Source organism: Gordonia sp. SL306, assembly GCF_026625785.1.
Lineage (GTDB): Bacteria > Actinomycetota > Actinomycetes > Mycobacteriales > Mycobacteriaceae > Gordonia.
The window spans coordinates 4,918,034-4,937,002 of sequence record NZ_CP113063.1; the positions used below are offsets into that span (position 1 = coordinate 4,918,034).

At 67.5% G+C, this 18,969-nt stretch carries 20 protein-coding genes; 11 read left to right on the forward strand and 9 right to left on the reverse strand.

Annotated elements, in window-relative coordinates; all coding sequences use genetic code 11:
• Positions 1–143: 143 nt before the first annotated feature.
• Positions 144–1,112, reverse strand: a complete 969-nt coding sequence (locus OVA31_RS22530; protein WP_267628754.1) for a quinone oxidoreductase family protein — start codon at positions 1,110–1,112, stop codon at positions 144–146.
• A gap of 55 nt (positions 1,113–1,167) precedes the next feature.
• On the opposite strand from OVA31_RS22530, the gene OVA31_RS22535 reads away from it, so the two are divergent.
• A complete protein-coding gene (locus OVA31_RS22535) occupies positions 1,168–1,545 on the forward strand; it encodes a hypothetical protein (protein ID WP_267628756.1) in 378 nt (125 codons plus the stop codon).
• 95 nt (positions 1,546–1,640) lie between these two features.
• On the opposite strand, the gene OVA31_RS22540 is transcribed toward OVA31_RS22535, so the two are convergent.
• The 4 genes from OVA31_RS22540 to mptB form a co-directional block, all read right to left on the reverse strand.
• Complete coding sequence (locus tag OVA31_RS22540; protein ID WP_267628757.1) at positions 1,641–2,672, reverse strand: COX15/CtaA family protein; 1,032 nt, start codon at positions 2,670–2,672, stop codon at positions 1,641–1,643.
• A complete protein-coding gene (locus OVA31_RS22545; RefSeq protein ID WP_267628758.1) occupies positions 2,669–3,463 on the reverse strand; it encodes an ABC transporter permease in 795 nt (264 codons plus the stop codon). Before OVA31_RS22545 ends, OVA31_RS22540 begins: the two co-directional genes overlap by 4 nt.
• Positions 3,460–4,398 (reverse strand): ABC transporter ATP-binding protein, encoded by a 939-nt coding sequence (locus OVA31_RS22550; protein WP_267631661.1) that lies wholly within the window; start codon positions 4,396–4,398, stop codon positions 3,460–3,462. The genes OVA31_RS22545 and OVA31_RS22550 overlap by 4 nt, the downstream gene beginning before the upstream one ends.
• Positions 4,399–4,542: 144 nt before the next feature.
• Complete coding sequence (mptB, locus tag OVA31_RS22555; RefSeq protein WP_420714227.1) at positions 4,543–6,372, reverse strand: polyprenol phosphomannose-dependent alpha 1,6 mannosyltransferase MptB; 1,830 nt, start codon at positions 6,370–6,372, stop codon at positions 4,543–4,545.
• A gap of 166 nt (positions 6,373–6,538) precedes the next feature.
• On the opposite strand from mptB, the gene OVA31_RS22560 reads away from it, so the two are divergent.
• The 9 genes from OVA31_RS22560 to OVA31_RS22600 all read left to right on the forward strand — a co-directional run bounded on the left by OVA31_RS22560 (position 6,539) and on the right by OVA31_RS22600 (position 13,736).
• Positions 6,539–7,345: a helix-turn-helix transcriptional regulator gene (locus tag OVA31_RS22560; protein ID WP_267628760.1), complete on the forward strand. Its 807-nt coding sequence runs from the start codon at positions 6,539–6,541 to the stop codon at positions 7,343–7,345.
• Positions 7,342–8,805, forward strand: a complete 1,464-nt coding sequence (gene sufB / locus OVA31_RS22565; RefSeq protein ID WP_267628761.1) for a Fe-S cluster assembly protein SufB — start codon at positions 7,342–7,344, stop codon at positions 8,803–8,805. Before OVA31_RS22560 ends, sufB begins: the two co-directional genes overlap by 4 nt.
• Entirely contained in the window at positions 8,805–10,010 is a 1,206-nt protein-coding gene (gene sufD / locus OVA31_RS22570; RefSeq protein ID WP_267628762.1) for a Fe-S cluster assembly protein SufD, read from the forward strand. Before sufB ends, sufD begins: the two co-directional genes overlap by 1 nt.
• A gap of 51 nt (positions 10,011–10,061) precedes the next feature.
• Positions 10,062–10,835: a Fe-S cluster assembly ATPase SufC gene (sufC, locus tag OVA31_RS22575; protein ID WP_267628763.1), complete on the forward strand. Its 774-nt coding sequence runs from the start codon at positions 10,062–10,064 to the stop codon at positions 10,833–10,835.
• A 26-nt stretch (positions 10,836–10,861) separates the two neighbouring features.
• Complete coding sequence (locus OVA31_RS22580) at positions 10,862–12,166, forward strand: cysteine desulfurase (RefSeq protein ID WP_267628764.1); 1,305 nt, start codon at positions 10,862–10,864, stop codon at positions 12,164–12,166.
• A gap of 2 nt (positions 12,167–12,168) precedes the next feature.
• A complete protein-coding gene (gene sufU / locus OVA31_RS22585; RefSeq protein WP_267628765.1) occupies positions 12,169–12,639 on the forward strand; it encodes a Fe-S cluster assembly sulfur transfer protein SufU in 471 nt (156 codons plus the stop codon).
• Positions 12,636–12,995: a metal-sulfur cluster assembly factor gene (locus OVA31_RS22590; RefSeq protein ID WP_164307889.1), complete on the forward strand. Its 360-nt coding sequence runs from the start codon at positions 12,636–12,638 to the stop codon at positions 12,993–12,995. Before sufU ends, OVA31_RS22590 begins: the two co-directional genes overlap by 4 nt.
• A 19-nt stretch (positions 12,996–13,014) precedes the next feature.
• A complete protein-coding gene (locus OVA31_RS22595) occupies positions 13,015–13,473 on the forward strand; it encodes a DUF1992 domain-containing protein (protein WP_267628766.1) in 459 nt (152 codons plus the stop codon).
• An 86-nt stretch (positions 13,474–13,559) separates the two neighbouring features.
• Entirely contained in the window at positions 13,560–13,736 is a 177-nt protein-coding gene (locus OVA31_RS22600) for a hypothetical protein (RefSeq protein WP_267628767.1), read from the forward strand.
• On the opposite strand, the gene OVA31_RS22605 is transcribed toward OVA31_RS22600, so the two are convergent.
• Positions 13,714–14,838, reverse strand: a complete 1,125-nt coding sequence (locus OVA31_RS22605) for a lycopene cyclase family protein (protein ID WP_267628768.1) — start codon at positions 14,836–14,838, stop codon at positions 13,714–13,716. The two genes, OVA31_RS22600 and OVA31_RS22605, sit on opposite strands and share 23 nt — an antisense overlap.
• A 66-nt stretch (positions 14,839–14,904) precedes the next feature.
• The gene (locus OVA31_RS22610) at positions 14,905–15,672 is read right to left on the reverse strand and encodes an SDR family oxidoreductase (protein ID WP_267631663.1); all 768 of its coding nucleotides are present in this window, start codon (positions 15,670–15,672) and stop codon (positions 14,905–14,907) included.
• Between the two features lie 110 nt (positions 15,673–15,782).
• Between OVA31_RS22610 and OVA31_RS22615 the strand changes: the two genes are divergently transcribed.
• A complete protein-coding gene (locus OVA31_RS22615; protein WP_267628769.1) occupies positions 15,783–17,411 on the forward strand; it encodes an ABC-F family ATP-binding cassette domain-containing protein in 1,629 nt (542 codons plus the stop codon).
• Between the two features lie 15 nt (positions 17,412–17,426).
• On the opposite strand, the gene OVA31_RS22620 is transcribed toward OVA31_RS22615, so the two are convergent.
• A complete protein-coding gene (locus OVA31_RS22620) occupies positions 17,427–17,612 on the reverse strand; it encodes a hypothetical protein (protein WP_267628770.1) in 186 nt (61 codons plus the stop codon).
• Between the two features lie 56 nt (positions 17,613–17,668).
• The gene (locus OVA31_RS22625; protein ID WP_267628771.1) at positions 17,669–18,937 is read right to left on the reverse strand and encodes an HNH endonuclease; all 1,269 of its coding nucleotides are present in this window, start codon (positions 18,935–18,937) and stop codon (positions 17,669–17,671) included.
• Positions 18,938–18,969 lie beyond the last annotated feature (32 nt).

The following is an 18,969-nucleotide window of genomic DNA, read 5'->3' on the forward strand; positions in this document are numbered from 1 at the left end:
GCTTCGCGCCGACGGCAACCGTTTTCGCGCCGACAGCAACTGGCTTCGCGCCGACAGCAACACAAATCTCGGTGAAAGAACCAGGTCGATGGGTTCCCTCGGCGAGAAATCGGTTGCTGTCGGTGGTCGGGGCCAGCTCGAGATCAGGACGGGATGAGGACGGTCGCGCCGGTCGTCGCGCGGGATTCCAGATCGGTGTGCGCGTCGGCGGCGTCGGCGAGGCGGTAGTGCTGGCCCACCCGGACGTCGATGTCGCCGTCGGCGACCGCGCCCAGGAACTCGCCCGCCCGCCAGCGCAGTTCTTCCGGATCGGCGACGAAGTGCGCAAGTGTCGGCCGCGTCACCGACAGGGAACCGGCCCCGTTGAGACGCTGCAGGTCGAACGGTGGCACCGGCCCCGATGCCGCGCCGAACAGGACGACGATGCCGCGCACGGCGGTGGACGCCAGGGACTGTTCGAAGGTGTCTGCGCCGACGCCGTCGTAGACCACTCGGACGCCGTTTCCGTCCGTGAGCGAGCGCACCTCCTCCGCGAGGCCGTCGCTGTAGCGCAGGACGTGATCGGCGCCGGCGCCGGTCGAGAGTGCGGCCTTCTCGTCATCGGACACCGTGGTGATCACCCGGAGTCCGCGGAGCTTGGCGAGTTGCGTGAGGATGAGTCCGACGCCGCCGGCACCCGCGTGGATCAGTACGGCGTCGCCCGATCGCGGGTGTGCGCTGCCGTCCAGGAGATAGTGGGCGGTCAGCCCTCGCAACATGGCCGAACCCGCGACGTCGTCGGGAACCTGGTCGGGCACCGGGATCGCGCGGACCGCCCGGACGGCGACGAGTTCGGCATAGCTCGCGGGCGCATCGACCCAGCAGACGCGTTGTCCGACGGCGAAGGAGTCCACGTCGGAACCGACCGATACCACTTCGCCTGCGCCTTCGGTACCCGGGATGTACGGGGGTACCGACGGATAGAGACCACGCCTCAAGTACGTGTCGATGAAGTTGACCCCGGTCGCCGCGGTACGGACCAGGATCTCGTCGGGTGCCGGGGTCGGGTCGTCGACGGTGCCGAACTCGAGAACCTCCGGGCCACCATGGCGAACCACCTGAATTGCGCGCATGGCTCAGTTCTACCGCAGCGAGCGAGCCGATCGGCCCCCGGTATGCTCGGGAACCATGAGCGAGCAGCCTGAATCCGACACCGCTGATGTGACGACCACGCCCGTCGAGGCGCCGCAGAATGTGGTCGCCTCGATCAAGGGATTCATCGGCCGTGAAGGCGGGTCCGCGAAGGCCGTGTTGCAGCCGATCGGTGCTGCGGGCGTCCGGATCACCCTCGTGGGGGAGCAGGGCGGGATTCTCGGTGATCGGGTGGTCGACGACGTCGCGACTGCGGAGGCGGTCGTCGCGGCCGTCGACGGACTCGAGACCGCGGAGTGGGACCGCGACCTGACGTCGGCCGCCACCGTGTCGCCGTCGCACTATCGGAAGATGGCGGGCTGGGTGGCCCGTCAGCGCCGCTTCCCGAAGGCTCGCAACCGCGCGATTCTCTGAGCGCTCGGGCCGGTCTCGCAAGGATCCGGTCCCTACGGCGGGACTCTGTGGTCGCGGGCGTCGTTGGTCGCGGCCGTGGCGGTCGCCCGCCTGCGCTAGACGCCGGTGGTCGTCGACGTGGCGTCCTCGTCGGTTACCGTGCGTGTGCCGAACTGCAGGATCATCCAGGTCGCCACGATCAGCAGCATGGCGCTGACGGTCATGTGCGCGATCACCAGGGCGATCGGCAGCCCGGTGTTGTACTGGACCACCCCCAGAATGCCCTGGACGGCGATCAGACCGAGGAATGTGTAGGCCGTCCGCTGCTCGGGGAGTCGGAGCGCCCGGGTGAAGACCGCGACCGCGACGGCGAGCCCGATCAGCACGAAGACCGCGTCGGCGTGCAACTGGGTGGCGTGATCGGGGGCGAGGCCGTTACGTCGCGCCTCGGTGTCGCCTGCATGCGGACCGGAGCCGGTGACGACGGTTCCCAGGTAGACGGTCGCCCAGGTCACCAGATACTGCAGCACGGCGAGACTGCGACCCAACCGGGTTCCGGGACCGACCGGCGGGGGCGGCGGAGCGTCAGGGCGCAGTCGGTACACGAGCACGGTCGCGCCCGACACGAGGACCATCGAGAGCACGAAATGCAGTGAGACGACCCACGGGTTGAGCTTGGTCAGCACGGTGATCCCGCCGATCACTCCCTGGAACGGGATGCCGAGGGCGAGCAGGGTCACCAACCATTTGTCGCGCCGGCCGGAACGGGCGTAGCGCAACACCGCCACCCACGTCGCGATCGCGACGATCGTCAGGACCCAGGTCAGCATGCGGTTGCCGAACTCTATGACGCCGTGCACACCGAGGGCCTCATGCGGCACGAACGAGTCGTCGGTGCACCGAGGCCAGGTCGGGCACCCGAGTCCGGAGCCGGTCAGGCGGACCGCGCCCCCGGTGGCGACGATGCCGACGTTGGCGACCAGGAGGGCGACGGCCCACCAGTAGACGAAACGGGCGGTCGGACGGCCGAATCCGGGCAACCGCGCGAAACGACCTGCGCCGGTCTTCGGCGGCTGCTCATCGGCCGCGACCGCTGACGCACCGGCCGCCCCGGTCGTCTCGGGAACTGATGTCTTGGGGACTGTCATTGGAACCGGAACCACCTCACCGCGAGCACGGCGGCGCCGACCGCCCATGCCAGCAACACACCTATACCGAAGAAATCCACCGAGCCCCGGGTCGCCTGGTCGAGAGCCTCGGTGAGTGCTCCCGACGGAACACACCGGGCTATCCAGTGTGCGGCGGCCGGCACTCGGTCGCCCATCACGACCAGACTGCCGATGCCGACCATCGCGAACCAGAGCAGGTTGGCCAGCGCGAGTACGACCTCGGCCTTCAACGTCCCGCCGAGGAGCAGGCCGAGTGCGGAGAACGTGGCGGTGCCGACCGCGATGACCACGACGCCGAGTACCAGTCCGAGTAGGGAGGGGCGCCAGCCGAACGCCAGACCGATGCCGCCGATGATCAGGGCCTGCAAGGCCACCACGATCACCACCGCGATCGACTTTCCGGCGATGATGCCCCACCGCGGGATCGGTGTGGCGCCAAGACGTTTCAGTGCGCCGTAGCGGCGGTCGAAGCCGAGTGCGATGGCCTGTCCGGTGAATGCGGTGGACATCACCGCGACCGTCATGATGGCCGGCACGAAGGTGGCGGCACGTTCTGCGGGCGTCGAACCGAGACCGGTGTCGACCGGGAGGAGGCACAGACCGATCAGCAGGGTGATCGGGATGAACATGGTGAGCAGGAGCTGTTCGCCGTTGCGCAGCAGCAGCGTCAGCTCCATCCGCGACTGCGCGGTGAGGATCGCGGGCAGCGACGCGGGGCGCGGACGCGGGGCGAACGTCCCGGCGGCGAACCGATTGGTCGTCGTGGTCATGATCGCAGTGCCCGTCCGGTGAGGTCGAGGAAGACGTCCGAGAGGCTGCGCGTCTCGACCCGGAGGTCGGTCGCCAACACGTCGATCTGCGCGCACCACGCGGTGACGCTGGCGAGTATCTGTGGGGTCACGGGCCCGCGCACGAGGTAGGCGCCGGGGGTGGTCTCGGAACACCGGTACTCCTCGGGCAGCGCGAGCCCGAGCATCGTCATGTCGAGCCCGCGGGGAGCGGAGAACCGGAGCTCGTTCTCGGCGCCCCGGCGCGTGAGGTCCTTCGGTGTGCCGGACGCGACGACGCGACCGTTGTCGATGATGACCACCTGGTCGGCGAGTTCTTCGGCCTCATCCATGAGGTGAGTGGTCAGCAGTACCGACACACCGTCGTCGCGGAGTCGATCGATCAACTCCCACACCATGATCCGCGCGTGCGCGTCGAGTCCTGCGGTGGGTTCGTCGAGGAACACCAGATCGGGCCTGCCGACGATCGCGCAGGCCAGCGAGAGGCGCTGCTGCTGTCCGCCGGACAGTCGGCGGAACGATGTGCGGGCACAGTCGGTCAGCCCCATCGCGTCGAGCAACCAGGCCGGGTCGATCGGGTCGGCACTGTAGGCCGCGCAGAGCCTGAGCATCTCTTCCGCGCGGGCGCCCGGATAGGCGCCGCCGCCCTGCAACATCACGCCGATCCGGCGGCGCAGGGCGTCGTTGTCGGTGACCGGATCGAGGCCGAGGACCTCGACCCGTCCCGCGTCGGGCGCGAGGAACCCCTCGCACATCTCGACAGTCGTCGTCTTGCCCGCGCCGTTCGGGCCGAGCAGCGCGAGGATCGTGCCCGTTTCGAGTTCGAGGTCCAGCCCGTCGACAGCGGTCCGGTCGCCGTATCGCTTCACCACGCCCGTGGCACAGAGGGCCGGGGCCCCGGAGCGGTCCGCATTCACCGTGCGGCCATCGTCGCGTCGATGATCAGGTCGTCGATCATCACCGGGGTACCGCTGTCGGATCGTCGTGCCGCGCACATGGGCCAGACTATTCGTTCGGCGTCGTCGTCCCAAAAATGCGGATTCGCCGCGCTCGGTCCGTCGTCAGCCCGCGTCGGCGTCCTCACGGACCGGTTCACGTCCCCGACGACCTCGCCACCATCGGTGCACCGGCAGGTCCTCGAAGAACAGCGCGGTCATCACCGCGACCATGATCACGCCGGCCAGGAGCCCTTGGGCGAGTACGACTCCGCTGGTGTTCGAGCTCGTCGGCATCACCACGATTGCGATGATCGCGGAGACCGCGATGGTGGTCAGGCGGAACCACGGGCGGGTCGCCCAGGCGGCGAGCGGGATCACCGCCCACAGCAGATACCAGGCCTGGACGAAGGGGAAGAAGACGACGACTGTGGCCATTGACACACCGAGCGCACCGAGCGGATGCAGTCGGCCGCCGAGGCAGGCGAGCATCCAGCGCACGATGAAGACAGCGGCCACGAGCTCGCCGAGCGGACGGCCGACCTCGAGGATCGCCTGGGTCTGGTCTCCGAGGCCGAGCGCCAGCCCGAGACGGCCCGTGGTCACCGACAACAACGTCGGCATGGACATCCAGGACCGCACCACGGCGCCGGTGGACCCGGTGCTCGTCCATCCGAAGCCGAGCCCGGTACCGACCGAGATCCCGACCATGACGACGGCCAGAATGGCCGCGTAGAACGCCGCCGAGGTGCCGAGCGCCGCGATGCTCCGGCGTGATCGTTCCCACCATTGGGCGACGGGTGCGTTGCGGAGTGCGGGCAGGATGGCACCCCACCGCTGGGCGAGCGCGATCCCGACGAAACCGAGTGCCAGCAGCGACGTCACCTTGACCATCGCCGACGCCGAGATGACCGCGGCACCGGCGATCAGTGTCCAGCCGGCGGTGCTGGGCCACCACGACGAGGACCTGCGTAGTCGGTCCGCGCCGTAGATCGCGCGGAAGGACAATTCCAGGCCGACCAGCATCATGCCGAGCATCAGGGCCTCGTTGTGGATGCCGCCCACCAGGTGCAGGATCAGCAACGGGTTCATCGCGCCGAGCCAGAGCGCGGCCACCGAAGACACCCCGCAGCGCCGGGCCAACCGCGGCAGTGCCCACACGATCAGCCCGATGCCGACCAGTGCCACCAGTCGATGCAGGAAGATCGCCGCGGTGATGTTGTCGCCGGTCACGGCAGTGATGCCCTTGCCGATCCAGAGGAAAAGCGGGCCGTAGGGGGCCGGTGTGTCGCGCCACAGATTGGGTACCGACCGGGTCAGCACGTGATCCACGCCGAGTCCGCGGACCGGACTGACCACGTAGGGGTCCATGCCCCGGAACGCGATCGCGCTCTGCGCGAGATACGAGTAGATGTCCTTGGACAGCAGAGGCGGCGCGACGATGATCGGCGCGATCCAGAGCATGAGGGTGCGGTCGGCCTGCTGACGCGTCATTCGGCGCTCCGGGCTGCGGCCCCGGCGCACCTCCACGCTGAACCGGCCGACGGCAAACCGGCCGATCAGCAGCCAGGCGACGACCAGCATGATGGTGCCGCCGATCGAGAGCGTGAGGGCCGTACTCCACATCCGCGACGGGAGCGACAGCACGCGCATCCCGGCCACCGGGTTCTGCAGCACCGGGACCTGCCCCGTACCCAGTGACCCGATCAGCAGGAGGACCGCGCCGGTCGCCCCGAACAGCTTGATCCGCAGGAGGCGCTTGTTCTCGGCCGCGTTGAGGGGGCCGACCTCACGCTCGTCGTCGTGCAGGCGCGCGACGGCTTTGCCATAATCGCCTCGACGGTCGATCGTGTCGTCGACCTGCGCGGTGTCGGTACGGGATCGGTTCCGACTCAGCCCGAGGTAGTCGGCGCTCCGGCGCAGGGCCTGGTGCGGCGAGCGAGCCCATTGCGGCAGCGCGCGGCCCCGACTCCGCGGCACTGTGGTTTCTGGCACGCCGACGACTCTAGTGCCCCGTCCGCGCTGCGCGGACTCGCCACACGTGCCCGACCTGTCCGGCTCGGTAAGGGCAGCCTTGCTGGCATGCGGGAAGCAATTACGACACACTTGTGTTGTGAAAACCATGAGGAGCGATACAGCGCTGCCCAAGGGCGCGCCGGCCGGCCTCTCGGACGGGGCTGCGAACGCCGGTCATCACGACGGGCAGACACGTGCTGCCGTGATCTCTCTGCTGGTCGAGGACGGACCGCTGACCGCGAGTGAGATCGCCGATCGCCTCGGCATCAGTGCCGCGGGTGTCCGACGTCACCTCGATGCACTCGCCGAGGCCGGCGACGTGGAGATCTCGTCCTCGGGGTTCGGGCGCCGTGGTCGCGGTCGTCCCGCCAAATGGTTTCAACTCACCGCGACCGGCCGGGGCAAGTTGCGTCACGCCTACGATGACCTCGCGGGCGCGGCGATGCGCAGACTGCGAACAGTGGGCGGCGAGTCCGCGGTCGAGGCGTTCGCCCGCGACCGGGTCGAGGAGATAACCGCGAACGTGGTGCCCGCCGATGAGTCCGGATCTGTCGCCACCACGGTGAACGACATCGCCGACGCGCTGACCAGCGCGGGCTTCGCGGCCAACACCCGCGAGGTCGGTACCGGGATGCAGATCTGCCAGCATCATTGTCCGGTTGCCCATGTGGCCACGGAGTTCCCGGAGCTGTGCGAGGCAGAGACCGCGGTCTTCACCGAACTGCTCGGTACTCACGTGCAGCGGCTGGCGACGATCGCGAACGGCGATTGTGTCTGTACCACCCATGTTCCGCTCCACCCCCCGCCGGAAGGGGCCACGGTCCCGTCCGACACCACCATCCAGACGACAGCGAGCGATGCGCAGCCCGCATCCGCTCACCCGATGAAGACGAGTCGAAAGGCTTCGCGATGACAGTCACCGAACCAACCGCGACCGACACCGCCACACCCGCCAAGCCCTCGCCCCTCACCCAGGAGCAGACCATCGCGTCGCTGGGCAACTATGGGTACGGCTGGGCGGATTCCGACGTCGCCGGTGCGAGCGCACAGCGCGGTTTGTCCGACGCGATCGTCGCCGACATCTCGGCGAAGAAGAGCGAGCCGGAGTGGATGCTCGAGCAGCGCCTCAAGGCTCTGCGTATCTTCGACCGCAAGCCGATGCCGCACTGGGGTGCCGACCTCGACGGGATCGACTTCGACAACATCAAGTACTTCGTCCGCTCCACCGAGAAGCAGGCGGCGACGTGGGACGATCTGCCCGCGGACATCAAGAACACCTACGACAAGCTCGGCATCCCCGAGGCCGAGAAGCAGCGTCTGGTCTCCGGTGTCGCGGCACAGTACGAGTCCGAGGTGGTCTATCACCAGATCCGTGAAGACCTCGAGGAGCAGGGTGTCATCTTCCTCGACACCGACACCGCGCTCAAAGAGCACCCGGAGATCTTCCAGGAGTACTTCGGATCGGTGATCCCCGCAGGCGACAACAAGTTCTCCGCCCTCAACACCGCCGTGTGGTCGGGTGGTTCGTTCATCTACGTGCCGCCGGGTGTCCACGTCGACATCCCGCTGCAGGCCTACTTCCGCATCAACACCGAGAACATGGGCCAGTTCGAGCGGACCCTGATCATCGTCGACGAGGGTGCATACGTGCACTACGTCGAGGGATGTACCGCGCCGATCTACAAGACCGACTCGTTGCACTCCGCGGTCGTCGAGATCATCGTCAAGAAGGGTGGCCGCTGCCGGTACACGACCATCCAGAACTGGTCGAACAACGTCTACAACCTGGTCACCAAGCGTGCCAAGGCCGAGGCCGGCGCCACCATGGAGTGGATCGACGGCAACATCGGTTCCAAGGTCACGATGAAGTACCCGGCCGTCTGGCTGACCGGTGAGCACGCCAAGGGCGAGGTGCTCTCGGTGGCGTTCGCCGGCGAGGGACAGCATCAGGACACCGGCTCCAAGATGGTGCATCTCGCACCGAACACGTCGAGCAACATCGTGTCCAAGTCGGTGGCCCGCGGCGGCGGCCGCGCCTCCTATCGCGGCCTGATCAAGATCAACAACGGTGCACACGGCAGCCGGTCGACGGTGAAATGTGATGCCCTGCTGGTCGATACGATCTCCCGTAGTGACACCTATCCGTATGTCGACATCCGTGAGGACGACGTGACGATGGGGCACGAGGCCACGGTGTCGAAGGTCAGCGACGATCAGCTCTTCTACTTGATGAGTCGCGGTCTGACCGAGGACGAGGCGATGGCCATGGTGGTGCGCGGATTCGTCGAGCCGATCGCCAAGGAACTCCCGATGGAGTACGCGCTCGAACTCAACCGCCTCATCGAACTGCAGATGGAAGGAGCCGTCGGCTGATGGCAGATCCCACATTGCCCGTGTCGTCGACTCCGGTGGCGCCTGTCAACCGCGGCGAAGCCGCCCCAGTCAACAAGGGGGAGATGTTCACCTCCTTCGACGTCGAGGCCTTCGAGGTGCCCAGTCCCCGCGAAGAGGTGTGGCGGTTCACCCCGTTCCGCCGGCTGCGCGGACTGCACGATGGCAAGGCCCAGCGCACCGCCGATCCGGTGTTCGAGATCTCCGGAACCGGCGAGGGCGTGACGGTGGAGACCGTCGGCCGTGACGACAAGCGTCTCGGCGAGGGCGGCATCCCGTTCGACCGGGTGTCGGCCCAGGCGTTCTCGTCGTTCACCGACGCCACGGTGGTGACTGTCGGCCGTGAGGTCGAGCTGTCCGAGCCGGTCGTCGTCGAGGTGACCGGTCCGGGAGAGGGCGAGGTCGGCTTCGGCCACCTGCAGATCCGCCTCGAGGCCTTCGCCCGCGCCGTGGTCGTGCTCGACCAGAAGGGCGGCGGTACCTACGCCGAGAACATCGAGTTCGTGGTCGGCGACAGCGCGGCGCTGACCGTGGTGAACGTGCACGACTGGGCAGACGACATGGTGCATGTGGCAGCCCATCATGTCCGGGTCGGACGCGACGCGGTGGTGCGGCACTTCGCGATCAGCCTCGGCGGCAACCTCGTTCGGCTCTCTCCGGTGGTCCATTTCGACGCGCCCGGCGGAGACGTCGAGTTGTGGGGGCTCTACTTCGCCGATGCCGGCCAGCACCTCGAGCAGCGCCTCCTGGTCGATCACAGTCAGCCGAACTGCCGGTCGAACGTGGTCTACAAGGGTGCCCTGCAGGGCGACCTCAGTGGTGACCGCACCCGGGAGGCCCACACGGTCTGGATCGGCGACGTGCTGATCCGTCCGGCGGCCGAGGGGACCGACACGTTCGAGCTCAACCGCAACCTGGTCCTGACCGACAACGCTCGCGCCGACTCGGTGCCGAACCTGGAGATCGAGACCGGCGAGATCGTCGGCGCCGGACATGCCAGCGCAACCGGTCGATTCGACGACGAACAGCTGTTCTACCTGCAGGCCCGAGGCATCCCGGAGGATCAGGCCCGTCGTCTGGTGATCCGTGGGTTCTTCCGCGAGATCATCGCCAAGATCTCCGTGCCCGACATCCGAGAGCGGCTCGAGGCCGCCATCGAATACGAGCTCCAGATCGCCGGCGCCTGAGCCGGTCCACGAGCACAGCCACACCCACGAGCATCAAGGAACACAACCACCGTGACCACACTGGAAATCCGTGACCTGCACGTCGACGTCGCGCAGAGCGACGCCGACGCCGAACCGATCCACATCCTCAAGGGTGTGAACCTGGCCGTGTCGTCGGGTGAGACGCACGCCATCATGGGCCCCAACGGCTCTGGCAAGTCCACCCTGTCGTACGCGATCGCCGGCCACCCGAAGTATCAGGTGACCCAGGGCTCCATCACCCTCGACGGCGAGAACGTCCTCGAGATGAGCGTCGACGAGCGCGCCCGCGCAGGGCTGTTCCTCGCGATGCAGTACCCGGTCGAGGTGCCGGGGGTGTCGATGTCGAACTTCCTGCGGACCGCCGCGACCTCGGTGCGTGGTGAGGCGCCCAAGCTTCGTCACTGGGTCAAGGAGACCAAGGAGGCGATGACGGCGCTCGAGATCGATCCGTCCTTCGGAGAGCGCAGCGTCAACGAAGGGTTCTCCGGCGGTGAGAAGAAGCGTCACGAGATCCTGCAGCTCGGCCTGCTCAAGCCCCGGATCGCCATCCTCGACGAGACCGACTCGGGCCTCGACGTCGACGCACTCCGCGTCGTCAGTGAGGGTGTGAACCAGTACAAGGACCGCGAGGACGGCGGCGTCCTGCTGATCACGCACTACACGCGCATCCTGCGCTACATCCAGCCGGACTTCGTCCATGTGTTCGTGAACGGACGCATCGTCGAGTCCGCCGGACCGGAGCTCGCCGACGAACTCGAAGAGAACGGTTACGTCCGCTTCACGTCGGCGGCCGCTGCCGGCTGAACCCACTCGGTGAAGGAGGTACCGTCATGACGCTCTCTCCCGAAACCGTCGCGCCGACATTGGATGTCGGACGACTGCGCGCGGACTTCCCGATCCTGTCGCGCACGGTTCGCGACGACAAGCCGTTGGTCTACCTGGATTCGGGTGCCACGTCCCAGCGGCCGGTGCAGGTACTCGACGCCGAGCGTAAGTTCCTGACGACACACAACGCGGCCGTGCACCGGGGTGCGCACCAGCTCGCCGAAGAGGCGACCGACGCCTATGAGGGCGCGCGGGCGACCATCGCCGACTTCGTCGGCGCGACGCCCGAGACGATCGTGTTCACCAAGAACGCGACCGAGGCGCTCAATCTGGTGACCTACACGCTCGGCGACGACCGGTCGGCCGCGGTGCTGGGCGGTCGTCCACTCGGTCCCGGGGACACCGTGGTGATCACCGAACTCGAACACCACGCGAATCTGGTCCCATGGCAGGAACTCTGCCGCCGGACCGGTGCGACGCTGAAGTGGTTCGGCGTCACCGACGAGGGCCGGATCGACCTCGAGTCGCTGACGCTCGACGAGACGGTCAAGGTTGTCTCCTTCACCCACCAGTCCAACGTCACCGGCGCGGTGGCCGATGTGACCGAGATGGTCCGCCGTGCCCGCGAGGTGGGCGCCGTCGTGGTTCTCGACGCCTGCCAGTCGGTGCCGCACATGGCCGTGGATTTCGCCGCGCTCGGCGTCGACTTCGCCGCGTTCTCCGGGCACAAGATGTTCGGTCCGTCCGGCGTCGGTGTGCTCTACGGACGGGCGGGTCTGCTGGATGCATTGCCGCCCTTCATCACCGGTGGGTCGATGATCGAGACCGTCTCGATGGAGGTGTCCACGTATGCCCCGTCGCCACAGCGATTCGAGGCAGGCGTGCCGATGACGTCGCAGGTCGTCGGGCTCGGCGCAGCTGTCGACTATCTGACCGCGATCGGTATGGATGCCGTTGCGGCACACGAGCATCGACTCACCGCGTACGCACTCGAACGCTTGGCGGCGATCGATGGTCTGCGGATCGTCGGTCCGACCATTGCCGAGCAGCGGGGCGGTGCCGTCTCGTTCCTCGTCGACGGCCTGCACGCGCACGACCTCGGTCAGATCCTCGACGACGAGGGTGTCGCGATCCGCGTCGGCCACCACTGCGCGTGGCCCCTGCACAAGCGCTTCGGGGTGGCCGCCACGGCGCGCGCCTCGTTTGCCGCGTACAACACCTTGCCCGAGGTCGACGCGCTCGCCGATGCGATCGTCAAGGCGCAGAACTTCTTCGGAGTGATCGGGGCGAGCGCGAAGGGGGACCGCTAGCGATGCGGATGGAACAGATGTACCAGGAGGTGATCCTGGACCACTACAAGCACCCGCACGGCCGTGGACTGCGCGAGCCGTTCGGTGCCGAGGTGCACCATGTGAACCCGACGTGCGGCGACGAGGTGACCCTGCGAGTCGCGCTCTCCGCGGACGGGTCGACCGTCGAGGACATCTCCTATGACGGACAGGGCTGTTCGATCTCGCAGGCGTCGACCTCGGTACTCCACGATCAGCTCGTCGGGCAGCCGATCGACGAGGCCATCACCACCCTGGACTCCTTCAACGCGATGATGACCTCGCGCGGCGCGGACGAGGGCGACGAGGATGTGATCGGTGACGGCGTCGCCTTCTCCGGCGTCAGCAAGTACCCGGCCCGCGTCAAGTGTGCTCTGCTGGGATGGATGGCCTTCAAGGACGCGTTGGCCCAGACAGTCGACAGAGATGAACCTTCAGAAGTGGAGTCGGTATGAGTGACGAAACAACCACAGCACCGGAGGCGCCGACGACGTCGCTGCCTCAGCTCGAGGACGTCGAGGAGGCGATGCGCGACGTCGTCGATCCCGAACTCGGTATCAACGTCGTGGATCTGGGTCTCGTGTACGGCATCGAGGTCACCGAGGAGGCGGTTGCCAAGATCGACATGACCCTCACCTCGGCGGCCTGTCCGCTCACCGATGTGATCGAGGATCAGTCGCGGGCGGCGCTGGTGAACAGCGGGCTGTGCACCGACATGGAGATCAACTGGGTCTGGATCCCGCCGTGGGGACCGGACAAGATCACCGACGACGGGCGCGAGCAGCTGCGGGCCCTGGGCTTCACGGTCTAGATCGGGCGTCTCGCGTCTGATGCCGGCGACCGACGACGAGCGGTCCTCGACCGAGGGCGGGTTCCGGCGCGTCCGCCGATGGCAGCCGCCTCGATACGAGTCGCGGGTGGAGAAGATGATCCGCGAGGCCACCGAGCGCGGGGAGTTCGACAACCTGCCCGGCATGGGCAGGCCTCTCGACCTGAGTGACGCCGACGACCCGGATTGGTGGGTCAAGCGCAAGATCCGCGACGAGAATCTCGATTCGTCGGCGCTGCTGCCGATGCCGTTGCAGCTCCGTAAGGAAGCCCAGGGCTTCCCCGAGTCGCTGCGCGAAATCGCCGACGAGAACGCGGTGCGCGAGATCCTCACGGACTTCAACCGGCGGGTACGCGAGGCCCACCTGGGATCACGTGCCGGGCTGCCCACGCTGATCACCGCCCACACCGTCGACGTCGCCGAGCTCGTGCGGCAATGGCGAGCTCTGCGGGCCGGATAGGCCAGATGCGAGGCGGTTCGACAGCGCCGGAGACGTTGTTAGGCTGGAGATGCACGGACCAACGCGAGTTTCGAAAGAGGTGCGCGATGACCGTCAATGATGCGATCCCGTCGGCCGATGACGCCGACTTGATCGAACAGTCCATCGAGGTCGAACCCGATGGGGCAGAGGACGATTCCGACGAGTATCCGGTCACCAGCCGCGACACCGTCGAGGATGAGGCGGACGCGTTCGCGCCCGTCACCCGCGAGCAGCGTCGCTGACCGGTCGGCGGCCCGCCACTGCGCGCACGAGTGAGCGTCGTGTCGCGGGGTCGGCGTGCGCGAACATCACTGCCATTGCCGACAGCGTTCCGGTCAGGTCATCACGACCCGTCAGATAAGCACGCTGACGCTCGACGGACAGCCGTGCGAACGTCGCGAAGAAGCGACGAGTCTGCTCCGCCTCGAGCCCCAGCACAGCGCGCAGGCCGGCGGACCTGAGGCGGTAGACCGCGCGGGCCTGTATCGGCCACAGGGCAGTCTGTGGGTCCCGATCGGCGGCCACGGCATCCGCGACCACGTCGGCGGCCCTCAGCGAGGCGCCGATGCTGTAGCCCGTGGCGGGGTGCAACAGACCGCCACGAGAGCCGAACGGCTGCGGCCGGGTCTGCCACGGGGTCGGTGTGCCGTGCAGGGCGAAGGACACCGATTCCGTCTCCAACGCCGCCGCGACGACCGTGCGGCCCAGTCGCCGCTCGAGTCGGGAGCGCAGCTGCCCCATCGACAGCGGCGGGTCTCCCGCGAGGCAGGTCTCCTCCAGAAGGAACCGCTCGTCATCGAGGGGTACGGCATAGAGGAACGACGCGATGCCGAGTCCGTCGTCCGGTGTGACGGGGTTCCAGTCCATCAGGACGGCATCGGCATCGCGAAGGATCGATCGTGCCCGCTCGTGTGACACCACCACCCCCCACGCCGTCTGGCGCGGTCCGCGGCCGGTCGTGCCCCGGGCATCGACGACCCGTCCGGTTCGGATCGTCCCCGACCCGGTGATCACATGGTCATCCGCCACCGCTTGTGCCGTCCCGGTGACGATCCGCGCACCGTCGACGTCCAGGGCCCGACGCAGGCCCGGGTTGTCGAAGACGGCATAACCACGCTCGATGCGGACGGCGTCGGGCGCCCGGATCTCCACCGAATCAGTCTGGGCGGACACGGCATCGCGGGGGATCCATGCGGGAATCTCGTCGGCCCAGCACGCGTAGGTCGGCCGCCATGGCCTGCTCGGGTGGGGATCGACGAGCGTGACCTCGACGCCGCGTTGCAGCAGACGGTGAGTCAGCGCGCGACCTGCTGGTCCCGCGCCGACCACCACGACATCGGTCATCGCGGCCGTCATCACACGTGCGTCTGTGTCACAAGAAGCGTCTGTGTCACAGTCACAAGAACCGCGTCACATCGATCCGGTGGACAACATGCCGCCGTCCACGTTGAGCGTCTCGCCGGTGATCCACGCCGCCTCGTCGGAGGCCAGGAAAGCGGCCGCGCGGGCGATGTCCTCTGGCTCGCCGAGCCGGCCGAGGGGGTAGCCCTTGAGCGCGCGCGCCTCGTTCTCACCCGCGATCAGATCGGTCGCGAACCGGGTCTTCACGATCGCCGGCGCGATGGCGTTGACCCGGATGTTGTTCGACCCGAGTTCCCAGGCGAGTTCCGAGGTCAGCCGAATCAATGCGGCCTTGGATGCCCCGTATGCGGCGATCACACCGGTCGAGCGGATACCCGCGACCGACGAGATGTTCACCACCGCGCCGCCGTTGTCGCGCATCCCGGCCCGAAATGCCTCCTGGATGAAGCCGAGGGCCGCGACCACGTTGGTGTCGAAGATCTTCCGGAACGCGGCCAGGTCGGCGTCCATCAGGGGGCCGAAGATCGGATTGATCCCGGTGTTGTTGACCAAGATGTCGATGCCGCCCTGCGCGACCGCCGCGGCCACCGCTTCGGCGCGGTGAGTTTCGTCACCGGTGTTGCCGGGCGTCGCGGTGACCTTCGCGCCGGACACCGCGGTGCGGATCTGGTCGGCCGCCTCCTCCAGCGGCTCGGGCTTGCGGCCGGTGATGACCACCGCTGCGCCACGTCGCGCCAGTTCGGTGGCGATGGCGAGGCCGATTCCACGGCTCGCCCCGGTCACCAGTGCGGACTTGCCGGTCAGGTCAGAGGACATGTGTGTCGGTGTGGGTTCGCTCACGATCCTCACCGTAATGGTCGCCTCGGGTGACGGTGGAGCGGTCGGGCGGAAAAACAGATGGTCCTGCGCAGGTAGACTTGACCGCCGTGATCACCGCAACCGACCTCGAAGTCCGAGCGGGCGCTCGGACCTTGTTGTCGGCGCCCGGTCCTGCACTGCGTATTCAGCCCGGCGACCGGATCGGCCTCGTCGGCCGGAACGGCGCGGGCAAGACCACAACCCTGCGAATCCTCTCCGGCGAGACCGAACCATATGCCGGCACGGTGATGCGCAGCGGCGAACTCGGTTATCTGCCGCAGGACCCCAAAGAAGGCGATCTGGACGTCCTCGCCAAGGATCGGGTGCTGTCCGCACGCGGCCTCGACGCGATCCTCCATCAGATGGAGAAGCAGCAGGCGTTGATGGCCGAGGCAGCCGACGACCGGGTCCGTGACCGGGCGGTCGCCAAGTACGGCCAACTCGAAGAGCGGTTCTCCGCACTCGGCGGCTACGTGGCCGAATCGGAAGCCGCGCGCATCTGTCACAGCCTCGGTTTGCCCGATCGGGTCCTCGGCCAGGCCCTGCGGACCTTGTCCGGCGGGCAGCGACGTCGAATCGAGCTGGCGCGCATCCTCTTTGCGGCCTCCGACGGTGCCGGCAAGTCCGACACAACGCTCCTGCTCGATGAACCGACGAACCACCTCGACGCCGACTCCATCACCTGGTTGCGCGGATTCCTGCAGAACCATGAGGGCGGTCTCGTGGTGATCAGCCACGACGTGGAATTGCTGGCCGACGTGGTGAACCGGGTGTGGTTCCTCGATGCCGTCCGCGGCGAGGCCGACATCTACAACATGGGCTGGCAGCGCTACCTCGACGCCCGCGCCACCGACGAGCAGCGACGCAAGCGCGAACGCGCCAACGCCGAGAAGAAGGCGGGTGCACTGCGGGCGCAGGCAGCCAAACTGGGCGCAAAGGCGACCAAGGCCACCGCCGCGCAGAACATGCTGAAGCGTGCGGACCGGATGATCGACGCTCTTGACGAGGAGCGGGTGGCCGATCGGACCGCTCGAATCCGCTTCCCTGAGCCTGCGACCTGCGGCAAGACGCCTCTGATGGCGAGCGGCCTCACCAAGATGTACGGCTCTCTCGAGATCTTCACCGGAGTCGACCTGGCGATCGACAAGGGCAGTCGCGTCGTCGTGCTCGGACTCAACGGCGCAGGCAAGACCACGTTGCTGAAGCTTCTCGCAGGCGTCGAGTCACCCGATCTCGGTTCACTCGATCCCGGCTACGGCCTGAAGATCGGCTATTTCGCTCAGGAACACGACACTCTCGACGACATGGCCACGGTGTGGGAGAACATCCGCCACGCCGCGCCTGACGCGGGGGAGCAGGATCTGCGCGGTCTGCTGGGCGCATTCATGTTCAGCGGAGCTCAATTGGACCAGCCTGCGGGCACATTGTCGGGCGGCGAGAAGACCCGCCTGACGCTGGCGGGCCTGGTGTCGTCGGCGGCAAATGTCCTGCTGCTCGACGAGCCGACCAACAACCTTGACCCGATCTCGCGTGAGCAGGTCCTTGACGCGCTGCGCAGCTACACCGGCGCCGTGGTCCTCGTGACCCACGACCCGGGAGCTGCTGCCGCCCTCGATCCGCAGCGCGTGATCCTGCTGCCGGACGGCACCGAGGATCACTGGTCCGACGAGTATCAGGAACTCATCGAACTCGCCTGACCGCCCGGGCCCAGGTCATCGCGGGTAGGTGATGATCTCCTCTCCGGTGGTCGGGTTGTGCCAGGTGATGGTGCGGTCGGTGTGGATGGTGGGGAGCCATGGTCCGAGGTGTTTGCGGTGGTGGTCGGGTGTGCACAGCGGCGCGAGATTGAATGCCACGGTCCAGCCGCCGGCCTGTGGGTCGGCATGGTTGAACTTCACGAGATGGTCGAGCTGACAGTCGTGAGATGGCCTGGTGCAGTACGGGTATCGACATGTCAGATCCCACAACAGGATCTGACTTCGTAACCGTGGCGAGGGTGCGTAAGACAGGGCCCCGGTGGTGGATGCTGATGGCCGCCGTGCCCGGTGGGGTCGACCGGTGGTGCGGGGCCGCGGTCGCCGACGACGATCAGCCCCGACGGTCGGCGGTGCGCCTCCTCGGGAACGGCGATCAGCGTGGAGTTCTCGGCGAGGGTTGCCGCCAGTGCGGGGTCGATGGCGCCGTAGCCGCGTAGTCGGGGTACGGCGATGCTGGTGGGATCGGACACGAGTGTCCAGGTGGGCGGGTTCGGCGGTGGTTCGCTGCCTGATTCGGCCTCGGGCACGTCGGCGTCCGTCGAAACACCTTCGGTGCCATACCCGCTCGGATCGACCGGATCTGGCAGGTCCGGGTCAGGTGTGGGGGTGTTCGGGCAGTCGTCGCGTCCGCACCGGCAGGTCAGGGTTTTACCGGGTACGCCGGTGATCTCGGCGAAGGCCATCACTCGCTGCTGCCCGAGCCGACGCCGATCGCGGCGGCACAGGCGGGCGGCGATCAACGCGGCGATCCGCTGTGAGAGGTGCACTCCGTCCTCGGCAGGTACACACGCATCGACGTTCATGTGCCCCGACGAATCAGCCTTCACAGTCAGGTTCTGCCACGCCTCGCCAAACCCTTCACGAGCCTGGGCGGCGGCTTCGGGATCGAGGCTGATCACCGCCTCGGCCAACTGATCCCGCAACACCGTGTCCGTGGTGGGTCGCGCCCCCAACTCCAACGCCACATCCTCGAAATCCCAGGTGGGCTCGAGATCGGCGTCGGGGGTGGCGGTGTCGGGCGTATCCGAGTGGTCGGCCGGCGACTCGGGTACCGGGTCGATGACCACTCCCTCCGGTGCGGCCTGAACCGCATACACCATCCTCGACATGCGGTGGGTGCTGAAGTCGCCGGCCAGATAGGCCATCCGGATCTTGGGTAGTCGTTGCAGGGCGTCGCCGAGGTTGAACCAGGTGCCGGCTTTGGTTCGGGAGAATCCCAGCTGCAGGGAGATCTCGCCGACGGCGGCTTTGTCGGCGGCGCCCCGCACCGTCATCTGTTGCGTGGTGCTCAACGACACCACCATGTCGTCATGCACCGATTGGCCGAGCTGAAAGGCGCTCAGTAGTGCGCGGGCTTCGTGTTGGCGGCTCGCACGCAGATGTTCGCGTGCGGCAGCGCCGACGGCGGTCGAGGATGCCGACGCGATCGCCGTATCGGCGGCATCGGGATCAGTGCACGAGAACACGACAGCGGGGGCCTTCGCAGATCGAAACCGAC

Coding starts and splice junctions, on each gene's coding strand:
- OVA31_RS22530 (WP_267628754.1), bottom strand. CDS start 1,112: ATGCGCGCAATTCAGGTGGTTCGCCATGGTGGCCCGGAGGTTCTCGAG.
- OVA31_RS22535 (WP_267628756.1), top strand. CDS start 1,168: ATGAGCGAGCAGCCTGAATCCGACACCGCTGATGTGACGACCACGCCC.
- OVA31_RS22540 (WP_267628757.1), bottom strand. CDS start 2,672: ATGACAGTCCCCAAGACATCAGTTCCCGAGACGACCGGGGCGGCCGGT.
- OVA31_RS22545 (WP_267628758.1), bottom strand. CDS start 3,463: ATGACCACGACGACCAATCGGTTCGCCGCCGGGACGTTCGCCCCGCGT.
- OVA31_RS22560 (WP_267628760.1), top strand. CDS start 6,539: ATGAGGAGCGATACAGCGCTGCCCAAGGGCGCGCCGGCCGGCCTCTCG.
- sufB (WP_267628761.1), top strand. CDS start 7,342: ATGACAGTCACCGAACCAACCGCGACCGACACCGCCACACCCGCCAAG.
- sufD (WP_267628762.1), top strand. CDS start 8,805: ATGGCAGATCCCACATTGCCCGTGTCGTCGACTCCGGTGGCGCCTGTC.
- OVA31_RS22580 (WP_267628764.1), top strand. CDS start 10,862: ATGACGCTCTCTCCCGAAACCGTCGCGCCGACATTGGATGTCGGACGA.
- sufU (WP_267628765.1), top strand. CDS start 12,169: ATGCGGATGGAACAGATGTACCAGGAGGTGATCCTGGACCACTACAAG.
- OVA31_RS22590 (WP_164307889.1), top strand. CDS start 12,636: ATGAGTGACGAAACAACCACAGCACCGGAGGCGCCGACGACGTCGCTG.
- OVA31_RS22595 (WP_267628766.1), top strand. CDS start 13,015: ATGCCGGCGACCGACGACGAGCGGTCCTCGACCGAGGGCGGGTTCCGG.
- OVA31_RS22600 (WP_267628767.1), top strand. CDS start 13,560: ATGACCGTCAATGATGCGATCCCGTCGGCCGATGACGCCGACTTGATC.
- OVA31_RS22605 (WP_267628768.1), bottom strand. CDS start 14,838: ATGACCGATGTCGTGGTGGTCGGCGCGGGACCAGCAGGTCGCGCGCTG.
- OVA31_RS22610 (WP_267631663.1), bottom strand. CDS start 15,672: ATGTCCTCTGACCTGACCGGCAAGTCCGCACTGGTGACCGGGGCGAGC.